17 protein-coding genes are annotated in these 17,777 nt (G+C 44.4%); 9 read left to right on the forward strand and 8 right to left on the reverse strand.

Annotated elements, in window-relative coordinates; translation table 11 throughout:
* Nucleotides 1–12 precede the first annotated feature (12 nt).
* Nucleotides 13–585 (reverse strand): YceI family protein, encoded by a 573-nt coding sequence (locus NP165_RS11255; protein WP_257084046.1) that lies wholly within the window; start codon nucleotides 583–585, stop codon nucleotides 13–15.
* Between the two features lie 166 nt (nucleotides 586–751).
* The gene (gene djlA / locus NP165_RS11260) at nucleotides 752–1,606 is read right to left on the reverse strand and encodes a co-chaperone DjlA (RefSeq protein WP_257084047.1); all 855 of its coding nucleotides are present in this window, start codon (nucleotides 1,604–1,606) and stop codon (nucleotides 752–754) included.
* Nucleotides 1,607–1,797: 191 nt separating this feature from the next.
* Between djlA and lptD the strand changes: the two genes are divergently transcribed.
* The 6 genes from lptD (at nucleotide 1,798) to apaH (ending at nucleotide 8,547) form a co-directional block, all read left to right on the forward strand.
* Nucleotides 1,798–4,128 carry an LPS assembly protein LptD gene (lptD, locus tag NP165_RS11265; protein WP_257084048.1) on the forward strand — a complete coding sequence of 777 codons (2,331 nt, stop codon included), beginning with the start codon at nucleotides 1,798–1,800 and terminating at the stop codon, nucleotides 4,126–4,128.
* Between the two features lie 53 nt (nucleotides 4,129–4,181).
* Nucleotides 4,182–5,477, forward strand: coding sequence for a peptidylprolyl isomerase SurA (gene surA / locus NP165_RS11270; protein WP_257084049.1), 1,296 nt, complete (start codon nucleotides 4,182–4,184; stop codon nucleotides 5,475–5,477).
* Nucleotides 5,467–6,459, forward strand: a complete 993-nt coding sequence (gene pdxA, locus NP165_RS11275; RefSeq protein WP_257084050.1) for a 4-hydroxythreonine-4-phosphate dehydrogenase PdxA — start codon at nucleotides 5,467–5,469, stop codon at nucleotides 6,457–6,459. Before surA ends, pdxA begins: the two co-directional genes overlap by 11 nt.
* Nucleotides 6,460–6,471: 12 nt before the next feature.
* Nucleotides 6,472–7,278 carry a 16S rRNA (adenine(1518)-N(6)/adenine(1519)-N(6))-dimethyltransferase RsmA gene (rsmA, locus tag NP165_RS11280; protein WP_257084051.1) on the forward strand — a complete coding sequence of 269 codons (807 nt, stop codon included), beginning with the start codon at nucleotides 6,472–6,474 and terminating at the stop codon, nucleotides 7,276–7,278.
* A gap of 68 nt (nucleotides 7,279–7,346) precedes the next feature.
* On the forward strand, nucleotides 7,347–7,724 hold the full coding sequence (gene apaG, locus NP165_RS11285) for a Co2+/Mg2+ efflux facilitator ApaG/CorD (protein WP_257084052.1): 378 nt from the start codon (nucleotides 7,347–7,349) through the stop codon (nucleotides 7,722–7,724).
* Between the two features lie 19 nt (nucleotides 7,725–7,743).
* Nucleotides 7,744–8,547 (forward strand): bis(5'-nucleosyl)-tetraphosphatase (symmetrical) ApaH, encoded by an 804-nt coding sequence (apaH, locus tag NP165_RS11290; RefSeq protein ID WP_257084053.1) that lies wholly within the window; start codon nucleotides 7,744–7,746, stop codon nucleotides 8,545–8,547.
* Nucleotides 8,548–8,615: 68 nt separating this feature from the next.
* On the opposite strand, the gene folA is transcribed toward apaH, so the two are convergent.
* From folA to rplU, 6 genes are all read right to left on the reverse strand, one after another.
* Nucleotides 8,616–9,095, reverse strand: coding sequence for a type 3 dihydrofolate reductase (folA, locus tag NP165_RS11295; protein WP_257084054.1), 480 nt, complete (start codon nucleotides 9,093–9,095; stop codon nucleotides 8,616–8,618).
* A gap of 25 nt (nucleotides 9,096–9,120) precedes the next feature.
* Entirely contained in the window at nucleotides 9,121–9,594 is a 474-nt protein-coding gene (locus NP165_RS11300; protein WP_257084055.1) for a threonine/serine exporter family protein, read from the reverse strand.
* Nucleotides 9,591–10,358: a threonine/serine exporter family protein gene (locus tag NP165_RS11305; protein WP_257084056.1), complete on the reverse strand. Its 768-nt coding sequence runs from the start codon at nucleotides 10,356–10,358 to the stop codon at nucleotides 9,591–9,593. Before NP165_RS11305 ends, NP165_RS11300 begins: the two co-directional genes overlap by 4 nt.
* Before the next feature lie 185 nt (nucleotides 10,359–10,543).
* Nucleotides 10,544–11,719 carry an Obg family GTPase CgtA gene (gene cgtA / locus NP165_RS11310; protein ID WP_257084057.1) on the reverse strand — a complete coding sequence of 392 codons (1,176 nt, stop codon included), beginning with the start codon at nucleotides 11,717–11,719 and terminating at the stop codon, nucleotides 10,544–10,546.
* A 285-nt stretch (nucleotides 11,720–12,004) separates the two neighbouring features.
* Complete coding sequence (rpmA, locus tag NP165_RS11315; RefSeq protein WP_053394236.1) at nucleotides 12,005–12,262, reverse strand: 50S ribosomal protein L27; 258 nt, start codon at nucleotides 12,260–12,262, stop codon at nucleotides 12,005–12,007.
* A gap of 20 nt (nucleotides 12,263–12,282) precedes the next feature.
* Entirely contained in the window at nucleotides 12,283–12,594 is a 312-nt protein-coding gene (rplU, locus tag NP165_RS11320) for a 50S ribosomal protein L21 (RefSeq protein WP_257084058.1), read from the reverse strand.
* A gap of 256 nt (nucleotides 12,595–12,850) precedes the next feature.
* Here rplU and ispB point away from each other — a divergent pair, with 256 nt between their 5' ends.
* From ispB to NP165_RS11335, 3 genes are all read left to right on the forward strand, one after another.
* Nucleotides 12,851–13,822: an octaprenyl diphosphate synthase gene (gene ispB, locus NP165_RS11325; RefSeq protein WP_257084059.1), complete on the forward strand. Its 972-nt coding sequence runs from the start codon at nucleotides 12,851–12,853 to the stop codon at nucleotides 13,820–13,822.
* A gap of 452 nt (nucleotides 13,823–14,274) precedes the next feature.
* Entirely contained in the window at nucleotides 14,275–16,035 is a 1,761-nt protein-coding gene (locus NP165_RS11330) for a bifunctional lysophospholipid acyltransferase family protein/GNAT family N-acetyltransferase (RefSeq protein ID WP_257084060.1), read from the forward strand.
* Nucleotides 16,036–16,293: 258 nt separating this feature from the next.
* Nucleotides 16,294–17,373, forward strand: coding sequence for a TRAP transporter substrate-binding protein (locus tag NP165_RS11335; protein WP_257084061.1), 1,080 nt, complete (start codon nucleotides 16,294–16,296; stop codon nucleotides 17,371–17,373).
* Nucleotides 17,374–17,777: the final 404 nt, after the last annotated feature.

A 17,777-nucleotide genomic window follows, 5' to 3' on the forward strand; every position in this document is an offset into this window, starting at 1 on the left:
CTTAATAATATGCTATTTCTTAAATGTAAGCGTAATGCTAAGCGGTACCTGAGGAGAGATTGGAATTCCGCCGACCGTTTCTGCCAACTTAGCTAAGTTTTCAGCTGGAATCCCGAAATCGCCCCCATTTACAATCACAGGAGACACTGAACTGACTGTCAGGTAGTCACCTGCCTGCACCATGACGACAGGGAAATCAATTCGCTTACTATTGCCAAACATCGACACTTCTGCAGGAACAACCATGTTTTTAGGCCCGCTAGAAAGTGCATTCCAATCGACTGAGCCAGACACTTTAATTACAGGGTGATTTGCTGATTCAAAGTACAGTTCGTTCAATCGAGTATCACGAATAGGGACAGCTGTGCTGATACTTGTTAAATCTGCACTCAACTGAAACTGCCCAGACTCGTCAATCTCACCCTGCAAGCCTCCTACCGTTGCTGGCTCTACGACAAATTGATTTTTTATTGTGGCAAAACTCACTGAGGACAGATTAGGCTCCAATTGATACTTATCTGCTGCGAATAATTGCGATGAAAAGACAGCTAAAGCGAGAGTGAAAGAAGGGACGACTTTACTCATTTTTTTGACCTCTGATGATTAAACGTACCCATTGATACTAGTCGTACTTCTCTACTATAGAAAACAATTGGTTAAATAATTCAGAGTCTTCTCCACGATGAGATTTCAGACAATCATCTATGCTCCTGAAACCTCATCGTCGAATGCAATCAACAAATAATCCGTATTAAAACCCTTTCGCTTTCTTTATTAGATCGTAAGCATTCTGGATTTCTTGGGCTTTCTCTTTGGCAACATTCATCATTTCAGGCGGTAATCCCTTCGCCATCAGTTTGTCTGGATGATGCTCATTCATCAGTTTACGGTAAGCGCGTTTTACAGACTTAGCATCCGCACCGCTGTCCACCCCCAACACCTTATAAGCATCGCTTAATTGATCGGCGGTTGACGCTTGCTGCCAGCCCCCTGCAGATTGATGAGAGTGACCGCCACCAGCCTGACCGCCAAAGCCACCTTGTTGGAATCGGAAGGCGGCTTCTTGCATTCGTAAGCGTTGCTCTAGCTGCTCGGATGAAAAGCCCAAACCTCTCGCAACCCTGTGAAGCACTTGTCGTTCACTCGGATGAATTTCACCATCAGCAAAAGCGGCTGAAATTTGCAACTCAAGAAAAAACTGCATCAGATCAAAGCGACCACCCGTTGAGATCCGCACTCGCTCTAATACAGTATCCAGTGGAAAGTCAGCTTCCTTCCCTTCTCTAAAAGCATTTTGTGCCGCTTTGCGCTGCTCTCCATGCAGATTCATTCGATCCATCATGGAGGTCGCTAGCTCAATTTCTTCTCGTGTAACTTGACCTTTCGCCTTCGCTAAATGCCCCATGACCGAAAAAGCGGCCTTAAAAAACTCTCCTTGTTTCTCAGATTGGCTAGGACCACCACCAAAGCCAGTGCTAAACCCTGCGCTTCGTAATCTTCGTGCTTTATCAAACTGATGGCCAATAAAGACGCCAAACAATGCGCCGAACACGCCGCCAAAAAGAAAGCCAAAAAAGCCCCCTAAAATTTTGCCAAAAATATGCATTATGTGCTCTCAATCTATGAATTTTTTCTTCGTAAAGCGGTCTGATAGTGCTGTTAGCTATAAATTCCTTTATCATAAGGACCGTTTTATTTTTTATTTCGGTAGCGGCAAGCGCTCATAAGATGCAAGCCTCTTAGCTGGCTTAAACGCGATAACCGGATATAACAAGATCAACAGGATAGTAAAACTCAATGTCACCTTTTTCCCGCACCTTGTTAACAACTTCAATCAGTGCTGCTCTTTTTGTGCCTCAGACTCAAGCAGAAGCTATGTTAGACGATAGTGTGCAGGAACTGCCCGCTATAGATCAATGTTTGATCGACGAACAAGAGCCAGAAGATTCGAATCAACAGCCCGTCACAGTCGAAGCAGACACTCTAGAAGCAATTAGAGGTGACAAAGCCACGTACAGCGGAAACGTTGTCGTTGTTCAGGGTAAAAAACGTATGCAGGCGGATCAAGTCACTCTGCACGAAAATGAAAACATTATCGTCGCCGAAGGCAATGTTGCATTTAGTGACGGTCAGCTAAAAACCGTATCCGATAAAGCGACGAATAATCTAAATACGGATGAAGTGACGTTAGAAAACACAAAATATGAGTTTTTGTGTGAAGCTGGGCGAGGAAATGCCGTCTACGTATCAAAAACAGGTAAAGCGGTGTATGAAATTGAAGATGGTAGCATCACATCGTGTCCTGAAGGCGACAACTCTTGGCGTTTGCGTGCGTCAAGTATAGAAGTTGACCAAGATGATGAAGAGGCAACTTTCTACAACCCTAGATTTGAAATCGTTAACGTACCTATTTTCTATTTACCGTTTCTAACTGTACCCATTGGCGATACTCGTAAAACGGGTTTTCTTTACCCGTCGGTGTCATATGGCTCTAGCGATGGTTTTGAACTTTCGGTTCCAATTTATTGGAACCTCGCGCCAAATTATGATTTGGAAACAACCGTTCAGTACATGGAAAAGCGTGGTACTCAACTCAACAATAAATTCCGCTACCTAACAAATTTCGGCGTAGGCAGCATCGACGTAGAATACTTACCTGACGATAAAAAATACACTGAGGAAGGCAACCGTTGGGGTTTTCAATACCAGCATGACGGTATCTTTCATGAAGCATGGAAGTTTCACATTGAATACTCAAAAGTCAGCGACATTAACTATTTCGTCGATATGGACTCTGGCATAGGCAGCCGCGAAGACGGCCAGTTGATACAGGAAGGTAGTGTCCAGTACCGTAGCGAACACTGGGATGCCACTCTACTAACGCGTGACTTCCAAATTCTTACAGAAAGCGGCAATTTGCCTTACCGCATTATGCCTCAGTTAGAAATGAACTATTACGCGCCAGAGCTCATGGATGTGTGGGATTTTGATGTCATCAGCCACGTCACGCAGTTTGATACAGATGCCGACGGCAAACCTTCCGCCACTCGTGTTCACGTAGAACCAGGTATCACTTTACCAATTGGAACGACATGGGGATCCTGGACAACTGAAGCTCGCCTATTGGGTACTTACTATCAACAAGACCTTGATGGTGTGAATAATCCTGAGCTAGAAGAAACCGTCACTCGTGTTATTCCTGAATTTAGAACAACGGCTGGCATTATCTTAGAGCGCGATACCACGGTTTTAGATGACTATACGCAGACATTAGAACCTAAAGTACAGTACCTTTACATTCCAGAAAAAGACCAGAGTAACATCGCGCACTATGATACTACTCTGCTTCAAGGCGATTACTACGGCCTGTTCCGCAGCCGAGCATACAGCGGCGTTGATAGAATACAAAGTGCTAACCAAATGAGTTATGGTGCAAGTACGCGCTTCTTTGATAATAACTACAAAGAACGCCTTAACTTATCATTTGGCCAAATTGTTTACTTAGACTCGGACAAACGCACAAATACAACCAATGATAGCCTTTCCCGCCTCTCAGCTTGGGCGATAGAAATGGACTTTAACTATGATGACCACACGTTCTATCATGGTGGTATTCAGTATGACGTTGACACTAGTGACATTCAATTAGCCAACAGCACGCTCGAGTACCGCTTTAGTAAAGGTTATATCCAAGGGAACTACCGCTATGTTACTCGTGAGTATCTGGAAGATACGTTGGGTGACAGCTTGGGTTCACTAGATGCAATTACCAAAGATGGGATCTCTCAAGCGGGCTTACTCGGAAGCTATACCATCAATCGCAACTGGAACACTAGTGCTCAATACTTCCATGACTTAACCACAGACCAAGCGTTAGAGTGGATGGCGAGAATCAACTACCTTGACGACTGTTGGTATATAGGGTTCGCGTTCAGCAAACAACTAAGAAGCTGGGAACCTTACTTTGCCAGCTACCCAGATGCGACACCTGAGTATGAAAACAACTTTACTATCAACTTCGGTATTGTTGGATTTGGTACCAATATAGGTGCGGGTACTAATATGACCGAAATGGGCGGTGCAGGAAACTCCTTGGGCTATGGTCGTCCATTCTTCTTGAACAACTAATTTCCCCGCTTGCTGTCTAACTGCAGCAAGCGAATAAATGGATAGGAATACGAATGAAATTTTGGAAACAGTCGCTGTTAGCACTGGTAGTAATCGGTCAGGTAAACTTGGTAAATGCAGCGCCAACCGAATTAGATAAGATTACGGTCATTGTAAACGGTGGTGTTATCTTAGAGAGCGATGTCGATACATCAATCAAATCTTTAAAAGCCAACGCGAACCAGAGTGGACAGGCTTTGCCTTCACAAGAAGTATTGCGCCAGCAAGTGACTGAAAAGCTGATTATTGATACCTTGCAACAACAAGAAGCTGAGCGTATCGGTGTTCGAATTGATGACAATAGACTCAATCAAACTATCGAAGAGATCGCGCACAATAACAACCAAACCGTTGAGCAACTCACGGCTTCGTTGGCAGAGCAAGGCCTGACCTATTCTGAGTTTCGTGAACAAATTCGCAAAGAGATTGCCGCTAGTGAAGCTCGCAATGCTTTAGTTCGTCGCCGTATTAATATTCTTCCAGCAGAAGTGGATAACTTAGCGAGCATTCTTGCTAAAGAAACCAATGCCACTGTGCAATACAAAATCGGCCACATTCAGCTTAGATTGAATGACGGTGACGAGCCACAGGAAATCAAAGCAAAAGCGCAAGAGATTGTTAACAAACTGAACGCAGGCTCTGATTTCAGCACGATGGCGTACACCTACTCGAAAGGTCCTAAAGCACTGCAAGGTGGTGATTGGGGTTGGATGCGAAAAGAAGAAATGCCGACCATCTTCGCAGATCAAATCAATCTAGAAAACAAAGGCAGTATTATTGGTCCATTCCGCAGCGGTGTAGGCTTCCACATCTTAAAAGTTGAAGATGTAAAAGGCCTCGAAACCGTTGCTGTTACAGAGATCAATGCGCGTCATATCCTAATTCGATCTACGGTAATTCTGAGTGACGAAGGGGTACAGAAAGAACTCAACGAAATCACTCGACGCATTCGTGCTGGTGAAGCAACCTTTGGAGAGATGGCAAAACAATACAGCCAAGATCCGGGTTCTGCGGCACAAAATGGTGAGCTAGGCTATCAAACCTCTGAGATTTATGTTCCTGAGTTTAAGCACCAAGTAGATACGCTAGCCGTTGGTAAAATCAGCAAACCGTTCAAAACGGTTCACGGTTGGCATATCGTAGAAGTGCTGGACCGTCGTCAGGTCGATCGCACAGATTCAGCGCTCAAGAATAAAGCTTACCGAATTTTATTTAACCGGAAGTTTAATGAAGAAACCAGCGCATGGCTGCAAGAATTACGTGCAAGTGCCTTTATTGAAGTCGTTAAGGATAGCGAAAATGACGGTTAAACGAATTATCGTAACAGCAGGTGAGCCTGCTGGCATCGGCCCGGATCTAGTCTTAGCTCTATCTAAAGACAACTGGGCGCACCAAATTGTTGTTTGTGCTGATAAACACATGCTTCAAGAGCGGGCGAATCAGCTGAATATCGAAGTGAATTTGATTGACTACGACGCTGCATCAAAAGCAGTATCTCAGCAAGCAGGTTCACTTATTGTTGAGCACATCCCACTCGCGGAACAAACGGTCGCAGGCACCCTTAACGAAGCCAATGGCCATTACGTGTTAAAAACACTAGAAAGAGCCGCATTGGGCTGTATGAATGGTGAATTTGATGCTATTGTCACCGGCCCCGTGCACAAAGGGGTGATTAACCGCGCCGGCGTAGCCTTTAGTGGCCACACTGAATTTTTCGCGGAAAAGTCACATACCCCATTAGTTGTGATGATGCTGGCGACCGAAGGACTGCGAGTCGCATTAGTCACCACTCATATTCCTCTGTCATGTGTATCGAAAGCGGTAACAGCGGAAAGACTGGAAAAAATCATCCATATCCTAAACAAAGATTTAGTGGAAAAATTTGCTATTCCGTCGCCTAAGATTTATGTGTGTGGGCTAAACCCGCATGCAGGTGAAGATGGCTGCCTTGGTACTGAGGAAATTGAGACCATCACACCGACACTTGAAACATTGCGACAGCGTGATGGCATTGATTTGATAGGGCCACTTCCGGCCGACACTATCTTCAATGAAAAATACCTTCAGGAAGCTGACGCTGTACTAGGGATGTACCACGATCAAGTGCTCCCTGTATTAAAATACAAAGGCTTTGGCCGTTCAGTGAACATCACTTTAGGCTTACCTTTTATCAGGACTTCCGTTGATCACGGAACCGCATTAGACCTTGCAGGGACAGGTAGTGCGGACACAGGAAGTTTTAGAACTGCTCTCGCACACGCGATTGAGCTAGTTGAAAAGAAAACCAGTTAACTTGAGAAAATTATGAGAAATGATGTCCATCTAGGGCACAAGGCGAGAAAGCGCTTTGGTCAAAACTTCTTAAATGACCCGTATATTATCGACGGTATTGTCTCTGCAATTAACCCTAGACCTGGTCAAAACCTAGTTGAGATCGGTCCTGGTCTTGGTGCGATCACAGAGCCTGTTGGACGCGAAGTCGATAAATTTACCGTTATCGAACTGGACCGCGATTTGGCTGAACGCTTACGCACCCACCCAGAGCTAGCGGATAAGCTAACCATCCACGAAGGCGATGCTATGCGCTTCGACTTCACACAACTTGTTAAGCCAAATAACAAGCTACGTATCTTCGGTAACTTACCATACAACATCTCTACTCCATTGATGTTCCACTTATTCGAGTATCATAAAGACATTCAAGATATGCACTTTATGCTGCAAAAAGAAGTGGTTAACCGCCTAGCTGCGGGGCCTGGTTCCAAAGCGTATGGTCGTCTGACGGTTATGGCTCAATACTATTGTAAAGTTGTGCCTGTTTTAGAAGTGCCACCAACTGCTTTCGTACCACCACCAAAAGTGGATTCAGCCGTTGTTCGCTTGGTTCCTTACGAAGTACTTCCGCACCCTGCAACTAGCCTACAATGGCTAGAACGTGTATGCCGTGAAGGTTTCAACCAACGTCGTAAAACCGTTCGAAACTGCTACAAAGCACTGGTTAACGCAGAGACGCTTGAAGAGCTTGGAATTAATCCATCTATGCGACCAGAGAACCTAACACTGGAGCAATTTGTGGGCCTAGCAAACTGGCTAGACGCAAATCACAAATAATCTTCATATACTTAGAGTTGTAAGCAAATGGCCTACAACTCTTTTTTTGGCTTTACGCAGGAGTTTAAATGGAAGCTACGCCTTGTATAAAAGTCCAAGTTCATACCAGATACATTCCCGAGCAATCGCAACCGGAAGCAAAACGCTATGTATTTGCCTATATCATCACGATTAAAAACCTCAGCTCTCAAACCGTTCAACTTATTGGTCGTCGCTGGCTCATTACTGATGCTAATGGGAAACAAATGACCGTAGAAGGTGATGGTGTCGTTGGTCAACAACCGTTTATTACGGCGAATGACGAATATACCTACAACAGTGGAACTGCGCTGGAGACCCCTGTCGGTGTCATGCAGGGTCAATATGTTATGCTGGATGAGAGAGGTCAGGAGTTCTTTACTGAAATTGAGCCCTTTCGTCTTGCTCTACCAAATATTCTTAACTAATTAAAATTTGGATAAATTTGTGTCCACATACATCGTTGGTGACATCCAGGGCTGCTTTGACGAATTACAGCAGCTTCTTGAACAAGTTCACTTCGACCCTAAGCAAGATACGCTTTGGATAGCTGGAGATCTTGTCGCACGTGGTCCGAAATCTCTTGAGACACTTCGCTTTGTAAAATCTCTTGGAAGCTGTGCAAAAGTGGTTTTAGGTAATCACGACCTGCATTTATTAGCTGTCTCTCTTGGTGTCCACAAATTAAAAAACAAAGACAAAACCGCTCCAATTTTTACCGCTGATGATAAAGAACACCTGTTAGCTTGGCTGAGAAAACAACCGCTGCTTGCGGAACATGATGAGTTTGTCGTATGTCATGCAGGAATTTCTCCATTGTGGACGCTAGAACAAGCCAGAGCCAACGCGAGAGAAGTTGAAACGATTCTTAAAAGTGATGACTGGGCTTGGCTGATCGAAAACATGTACAGCAATCAGCCTGATCTTTGGAGCGATTCGCTTAAAGGTTTAGATCGTTACCGCTACATTATTAACGCTTATACAAGAATGCGCTTTTGTTTTACTGACGGCCGTCTGGATATGGAGTGCAAACTATCCCCAGAGGAGGTTGTTGAGGAAGGCTTAATTCCTTGGTTCCAACTGAAAGACCGAGTAACAATAGATAAAACCATTCTATTTGGACATTGGGCTGCATTAGAAGGTTATATAGGTGGCGATGTTATCGGCTTAGATACAGGCTGTGTGTGGGGTGGGAACTTAACCATGTTGAGGTGGGAAGATAAAAAATTCTTCACTCAACAAGCAATGTAAACCCATTTTTCACAACAAGGGCCAGCATAAAAACTGGCCCTTGTGTCACTCAAAAGCAATGTACGGGATTATTTCTCTAATACCACAAAACGCATGTCATACGCGTTTTTCTCATCAGCTTGATAATTCTCTGAATATGTTTCTTTAAATTCGCTGCTCCATACTGGGAACTGAGTATCACCGTCAACGTTCGCTTCAATGTGCGTGATGTACAGTTTATCCGCTTTGCCTAAGCACGCCTCATAAATCGTACCACCACCAATGATCATGATCTCTTCAGCCTCTCCCGCCGTTTGGATCGCTTCATCAATGGAAGTTACTGTCGTCACGCCATCAATCACCAAGTTTGAGTCTCGGCTAATCACAATGTTTTGACGGCCAGGCAAAGGGCGGCCAATAGACTCATACGTTTTACGCCCCATCACAACAGGCTTCCCCATAGTGCAGCGTTTAAACCAAGCAAAGTCTGCAGGTAAATGCCAAGGCATCTGGTTGTCTTTACCTATAATTCTGTCTTGTGCCATCGCGGCGATCATACTAATGATCATTCCTTTACTCCTAAGGGCTATTACCTTAAACAATGGGTTTTCGGCGATAGAATAACAATCCTGGCATCGCTAGGCCAACTGCTAATCCTGCGATGATGAACATCGCTTTCAAGAAGTTTTCCATCAGCATTGCAACGAGGTCTGGGCTGTAGCCTCTGTGATTTAACTCCACCAACGCGATCATCGCTTTAAACGCAAACACGCCTGGAACCATTGGTATCAATGCAGCAACCGTAAACACTTTAGGATGAGCAAGAAATCGGTGTGACCAATGAATCCCGACCATACTGACGATCATGGCAGCAAAGAAAGTCGCCCACTCTATCGGAATGCCAAAGTGCATCATCAAATAGCGAGCTCCATGCCCTATCGCTCCTCCTAACGCACAATACAACAGTGCTTTTTGAGGTACGTTAAACACAAGAGCGAAACCAACGGCTGGGATCGCGGCAAAGATCATATCATTCAGCAAACCTAGCCATAGATCTAAACTCATCATAGTATCCATCCCCACACTCCGACTAAACTCATTGCGGCAACAATACCTAGGCAAGTCGCAAGTGTCAGTAAGCTCGCCATAACAAAGCGAGAAATCCCCATATTGACATACCCTTTTAGCATGTCAGCAACCGCATTGATCAAAGGAAATCCTGGAACCAGCATTAGTACGGACGAGGCCATTACGACAAATGGAGCATTCCCCAAATTGTAGATAACCGCTTGGGCTGATATGGCTGTAGTAACAAAAGCGGTTGCGGCGAAGTTCATCAGGGGATTAAAGTGACGATGAGCGATTTCTTGTCTCACTACCATGCCAACTGCGGAAGCAATAAAGGTCATACCAAAGACGGTCCAATTTCCTCCAGCTAGTCGACTGAAAGCCGCGCATGATAGGCCGATCATAAACACAACTAGCCAGCGGTTATAACGCTCCGGACTGATCTGGTTGAGTTTTTCCTTTGCCATAGAGTAATCAATAATGCCACGTTCCAGCATTATGCATATCCGTTGCACCTGAGTTACTACGCGCATATTGATTCCGCGGTCAGGGCAACGACGAGCTGTCGTTATACAATGTTCCTGATACACGGTCGTTACAACAATCGAGCTGGAAGATAGAGACACTTCTACTTCATCCATACCTGCGGCAATACCAAAGCGCCGCATCAAATCGCCAACTAAAGTGCTTTCCGCTCCGTGTGCCAATAACATTTGCCCTGCCTGAGCAATCAAGCGAGAAACCAGCCGTTGTTTAGAATCCATGATTCTGCTCTACTCCCTTAGAATCCATTTCAGTATCTACTCTACTGCAAGTTCAAACGACAAAGTTCACACTTGCCCTAAACCTTGCCAAGAAGCTGTATTGTTGCGGATTATCCATCACCGCAATTTGATATAGACACAAAAAAGCCGCAATAAATAATTGCGGCTTAAAATAACTTCAGGAATTAGTCGCGAACGTAAACCACGTGGCCGTCGTCTTCTTCGTCGTCCCAATCATCCCAGTCATCGTCGTCATCTTCAGTGATAACGTCTTTACCAGACATCGCATCTTTATGGTAATCATCCCACATGAAGTTGACTTTCTCTTCTTCAGAGATCTCTTCTTCTTCACGAGGTAAGGTTTCCATAAAGTCAGCCAGTTTGTAGCAAAGCTCTTTCGTACCTTGCTTGTTCACTGCTGAGATCTTGAAGTACTCTTCTTCCCAACCTAGCGCATCAAGAATACCTTGGATGATTTCATCCGCTTCTTCTTCTGGCATCAGGTCAACTTTGTTAAATACCAACCAACGCGGCTTGTCTGCTAGCTTTTCGCTGTATTGTTCGAGCTCATCAATGATCGTCAATGCATTTTCGATCGGATCAGATTGATCAATCGGCATAATGTCGATCATATGCAGCAAGACACGGCAACGTTCTAGATGCTTAAGGAATCGGATTCCCAGACCAGCACCATCCGCAGCACCTTCAATCAGACCAGGGATATCAGCGACAACAAAACTCTTTTCTGGCACCACACTGACCACGCCCAAACTTGGGATCAAGGTCGTAAATGGATAGTCAGCTACTTTCGGCTTGGCCGCAGATACCGCGCGAATAAAGGTTGATTTGCCCGCATTCGGTAGACCAAGCATGCCCACGTCAGCAAGCAGTAAAAGCTCTAGACGCAATTCACGTACTTCGCCTTTTGTACCCATCGTCTTTTGACGAGGTGCACGGTTTACTGAAGATTTGAAGCGCGTGTTGCCAAGACCATGCCAGCCACCTTTCGCGACCATCAGCTTTTTGCCATGTTCTGCAACTTCGGCAACAATTTCATTTGTGTGAATATCTACTGCACGCGTACCTACTGGGACACGTAGCACTTTGTCTTTACCACGCTTACCCGTACAGTTACCACCACGGCCATTTTCACCACGTTCCGCTTCATAGAAGCGCTGGAAGCGATAATCAATTAGCGTGTTAAGGTTTTCATCAGCTTGGATGTAAACATCACCGCCGTCACCACCATCACCACCATCAGGTCCGCCTTTTGCGACAAATTTCTCACGCCAAAAACTTACCACACCGTTACCACCGTCACCGGCTTGAACTTTAACTACCGCTTCATCAACGAATTTCATCTCTTACTCCGCCCAATTGCTACTTACCATAGCTGCGTTGCAAATATCATCTCACCACAAAAATGAGGGTGAATGACATAAATTCTAGCAGATCCCGCTTTCAGATCGATCACCTAAAACCTAAGATCGTCTGCTACCCAGGAACAAATATTGAGGGACTTTTTTCAAAGTGCCTTAGTATTGGTTCCATTCATGTTTGGCAAACTCGCCATAAATAAAAAACCCCGCCGAATTGGCAGGGCTTTTGAATTCAGCTAGAAGCCTAAATTCTTAATCTCAACTAAATTACTCAGCGTCGATGCTTACGAATTTACGATTCTTAGGACCTTTTGTCTCGAACTTAACTTTACCGTCAGTTAGAGCAAATAGAGTGTGGTCTTTACCTAGGCCAACGTTGTTACCAGCGTGGAACTTAGTACCGCGCTGACGAACAATGATGTTACCTGCAAGAACAGACTCACCACCGAAACGCTTAACGCCTAGACGTTTGCTTTCTGAATCGCGGCCGTTACGAGTAGAACCACCAGCTTTTTTGTGTGCCATTGTTAAACTCTCCTATTAGATTAAGCGTTGATACCAGTGATCTTCACTTCAGTGAACCACTGACGGTGACCCTGTTGCTTACGAGAGTGCTTACGACGACGGAACTTAACGATTTTAACTTTATCGCCACGACCGTGTTGTACAACTTCAGCAACAATTTTGCCACCCTCTACTAGAGGAGCACCAACTTTAATGTCTTCACCTTTAGCAACAAGAAGAACTTTGTCAAATTCTACAGTTGCACCAGTTTCAACGTCTAATTTCTCTAAACGAAGAGTTTGACCTTCGCTTACACGGTGTTGTTTACCACCAGATTGGAAAACAGCGTACATATCTTACTCCGCTTTTTCCGCACAGCCTTTCATGAGGGTGTGCGCTAAACTAATCATCAATAGGGCGCAGATTCTACAGAAGAGACGTCCCTATGACAAGCCATATTTTGAAAAAATTGGCGAAAAGCTAATCGCCAAAGAAAAGTGCGGCAATCATGCCCTTTAACCATGTATTAATCAACGTTTTTTAGTGTATTATCCAACGATTAAAACAGATAAGAATACCTTATACGCTCTAACCTCAGCCGGATGTACCATGGATTTTAAAGCTATCCAAGCGCTTACTGCCGATGACATGGCAAAAGTGAATGAAACAATTCACGCACAATTAAACTCTGACGTATCTTTAATCAACCAACTTGGGTTTTACATCATCAGTGGTGGTGGTAAACGCATACGTCCACTTTTGGCAGTGTTGTCTGCTCGTGCTTTAGGTTATCAAGGAAGTGCACATACAACGGCGGCCGCTTTTATAGAATTCATCCACACAGCCACCCTGTTGCACGACGATGTGGTCGATGAATCAGACATGCGTCGTGGTAAAGCAACGGCAAATGCTGCATTCGGAAATGCGGCAAGCGTGCTTGTTGGTGACTTTATCTATACTCGCTCATTCCAAATGATGACCGAGCTAGGATCCATGAAGATCCTTAAGTTGATGAGTCACTCCGTTAACGTGATAGCAGAAGGTGAAGTTCAACAACTGATGAACTGCAACGATCCTGATACCACGGAAGAAAGCTACATGCAGGTTATCTATTCGAAGACCGCTCGCTTGTTTGAAGCGGCGACACAAATTGGTGCGATCCTAAACGATGCCCCAGCTGAAATAGAACTTGCCATGCAGAACTACGGTAAATTCCTTGGTACCGCATTCCAGCTTATTGATGACGTGATGGACTACACATCCGATGGCGACGAAATGGGCAAAAACGTAGGTGATGACCTTGCAGAAGGCAAACCAACGCTGCCTCTACTTCACGCAATGCAGCATGGCACCCCAGAGCAAACGGCAATGATTCGCGAAGCGATAGAAAAAGCCAACGGCATGGAGAAGCTAAACGCTATTCTGGCCGCGATGGACGAAACGGGTTCTTTGGAATACACACGTCAAAAAGCCTATGATGAGGCAGATAAAGCGATTGCTGAACTCAGCGTTTTACCAGAATCTCCTTATAAAGAAGCACTGGTAACTCTGGCGCACATGGCCGTTCACCGCAGCAAATAGCTTTACAACGTTTATTAAAATGAAAAACGGGAACCTTATGGTTCCCGTTTTTCCATCCAATTATCCGAGCATTTAACTTTAAAAAGCCGTAAACCACACATTTATAATCAGATGGTTTATTCCAGATCAGCAAGTCGAAGGTCTATTGGTTTGCGCTGCTACTACCTGAGTCTAAAGCTCTATATTATTAAGCAACAAGGCGCACTACCCTCGCAGTTAAAGTTAGCAATAAAACTTTAGTTTAGACACAAAATTAGTACATTCTGTGAGCAAGTTAGCCTTTAAAAAAATCCCTTTCTCATTCTTACATTTCCTACCTGATTTACCACTCTCTTTTAGCTCCAGTGTCATCTACGCTTCATCGATCTGTCACTGTTTTCTCACCTTAATGACCCGTGTTTGCAATATCCGATTTTTAATCTCTTAAGGGTTATTGTTCTAGCGAGGTGTATATGGAAGTTTCTAGCCCGTTTCGTTTACCAAGAAAAACCCCCTTTGGTTTAGGTGAAAACATTGCAGAATGGGCCACAGGCCTGAGTAAATTAGATAAGTTCTATGCCCAACGTCCGGCTTATTGCGACACGAAAGCGTTCCTTAGATTTACGCTGGAGATCTTAGGGATCGAATACCAAGTAGTTAAAGGATCGATGGCTCATATCCCTACTTCTGGAGCAACCGTAATCGTTGCTAATCATCCTTTAGGTTGCGTAGAAGGCGTTATCCTTGCTGAGCTGCTGTTGCAGCTGAGAAATGATGTACAGATCCTTGCCAATCAATATCTAAAAACAGTCCCCGAACTTGATGAACTCTTTATCGGTGTGGATGTATTTGAAGGAAAAAATGCGCACAAAGCAAATCTCAAAGCACTCCGCCAAGCACACCAGCACCTGGAAAACGGCGGGTTACTGCTCTTGTTCCCTGCAGGCGAAGTTTCTCAACTGGTAGATAGAAAAGAGCAAAGGCTGGAAGATAGAGAGTGGAGTCGCTCTGTCAGTAGTTTGATCAAGAAGTCGCGAGCAACCACTGTTCCTGTCTTTATTGATGGGCAAAATTCCAGACGCTTCTATATGGCAGGGAAAGTTCATCCATTGCTACGAACGCTTATGTTAGGACGAGAACTGCTTAATAAATCCAAAGAGAATATTAATCTTTCAATAGGCTCCTCCATTAAGTTTAAAGAGATCCATGGCCTAAATGATAACCAAATCGTTAATTACCTTCGTCTCAATACCTATCTGCTGCAAAACAAAACCTTAGCAAGCCCAGATATTTCATCTAGCATCGATCAACAATTACCGATAGCCGATCCTCTACCACTCGACGATCTACTTGCAGATCTAGACGCATTACCTGAGGATCATCATATGCTATCCAGTGGTGAGTTTGATGTGTACTGCACAAGCTCTGAACATATTCCATCGCTACTGCACGAAATAGGCAGGTTAAGAGAGAAAAACTTCCGGAGCGTCGGTGAAGGTACAGGACTCGCGCTCGATATCGATGAGTTCGACCGACACTATCTCCACCTATTTATTTGGGACAAAGAGAATCTCTGTTTAGTGGGCGCATACCGACTTGGACTTATCGATGATCTTCTAAACACTAAAGGCCTGAGTGGTTTGTATTCGCGAACCTTGTTTCATTACGAGCAGCCATTTCTGAAAAGTATGGGTAAATCTATAGAGATGGGACGCTCGGTCATTGATGAACCGTACCAAAAAAGTATGGGGGCGCTTCTGTTATTGTGGAAAGGGATAGCAACCTACATCCAACGCAATCCTGAATACACGCATTTGTTTGGCCCGGTGAGCATTAGCAACGACTACAGCGATCAAGCTAGGCAACTCCTCGCAGAAACCATGACGCTGCACCACTATGATGCCGAAAAAGCGGAATACGTCACACCCACTAACCCACTACCCAATCAGCACCAAGGATGGAACACCAGTATGCTTACGGCACTGGGAGACATCCAATTACTCTCACGTGTTATTGCTCGTATTGATGAAGGTAAAGGCGTGCCCGTTCTACTTAGACAATATTTGGCACTGAATGGGAAGTTAGTTTCTTTTAATGTAGACCCTGATTTTAACAATGCTCTCGATGGTTTGATCATGGTTGATTTAAAGCAAGTTCCAGTGAAAACACTCGCTCGCTATATGGGGTCCGAACACGCCCAGCAGTACTTGGAATATCATCAGACTGGCAATTAATCCGTCACGTCCAAAGTGCCACGTGACTCGCGCGGCACTTTTGGCATTAATATGATCCTCTTAGAATTGTGATTACATTGCTCATATCGTATGTAGTGATTCATAAAGTCAGTGCATTTATCTAAACTATAATTCTTTTGTAGATAAATCATTCAAAACTTCCCCAACAACTTACCGACAAAATACATTGACGAAAAAATCTTCTAACTAAAAGCTAGGCAAGATGATAATCAAAACAACAAGGAAGTAAGTTAAGTCATGCTGCTATCGAACAAACCTCTTCGCTCAGCACTAACAGGAGCGATCACACTCTCTTTGGCTTTATTCTCTGCAACCGCACTGGCGGCTGAAAAAGTCTATCGATTAAAGCTTGCCGAAACGTGGGGACCAAATACACCTATTCTCGGTGAAGCGACGAAAAATATGGCTAAGCTGGCCGAAGAAATGTCAAATGGTCGCCTACAGATTCGCGTCGACTCGGCCAACAAGCACAAAGCGCCACTTGGTATATTCGACATGGTTAAATCAGGTCAGTACGACCTTGGCCATTCCAGTTCATACTATTGGAAAGGTAAAGTACCGAACACGTTATACTTCTCCTCAATGCCATTTGGCATGATGTCAACGGAACAATACGCGTGGTTCTACCGTGGCGGTGGTATGGAGCTGATGGAGAAAGTCTACGGCCCACACAACTTGCTTTCATTCCCAGGCGGCAACTCAGATATTCAGATGGGGGGCTGGTTTAAGAAAGAGATCAATTCGCTTGATGACCTGCAAGGTTTGAAAATCCGAATTCCTGGTTTCGCTGGTGAAGTCATGGCACGCGTTGGGGCTGCGCCAACCAATATCGCTCCGGGTGAGCTATACACCTCGCTCGAACGAGGCACGATAGACGCTCTAGAATGGGTGGGGCCAGCCTTTGATCTGCGAATGGGTTTTCAAAAAATTGCACCTTACTACTACACTGCGTGGCACGAGCCAGGATCGGAAACTCAGTTCCTAGTGAATAAGAAGAAGTGGGACGAATTACCTAAAGACTTACAGAGCATTCTGGAAACCGCTTTCCGTGTGACGGCATTTGATATGTACACCCAATCCATCGACGCCAATGCCAACAGCTGGGAAACAATGAGTACAGAATACCCAGAGATCAAAGTGAGAGACTTCCCGCCAGAAGTACTCAAAGCAATGAGAGATGCTACTGACAGCTTACTGGAAGAAGAAGCAGCGAAAGATCCCCTTGCAAAAGAAATCATCGAGTCACAAAAACGCTACTTAGCCAAGGTCAGGGCCTGGACTGATATTTCTTCTAAAGCCTATTTAAACGCCAACTAATCACATCAATCAGGGCAGTTTATCTGCCCTTTCTTGTTTCTCACGTTCGCATAAAGTATGTCATTTTATTTCACAAAAGCGTCGAATGAGATCTAAGTCACCAAATACACAGACGTGTCTAGATTTAACAATGAGATAAAGATCACATCTACACATTCCATGAACCAATATAAAAATGAAATGGTGATCAAAGTCACTCAAAGATCGTTTTTTGATTTTATTAAATTGATACATTGATCATTTAAAAGTTATTGACATTTATGCAACTTTAAATTTGTCATTAAATTACACATCAATTAATTGACAGAGTTCACGCAAAAAGTGTTTGGAGGGATATATTTATAGGGTGCAGATCACGAAAAACCCGTTGTCAGTTCCATCATAAAAATGTGTGATAAATTGAT

Source organism: Vibrio japonicus (assembly GCF_024582835.1).
Taxonomy (GTDB): Bacteria; Pseudomonadota; Gammaproteobacteria; order Enterobacterales; family Vibrionaceae; genus Vibrio; species Vibrio japonicus.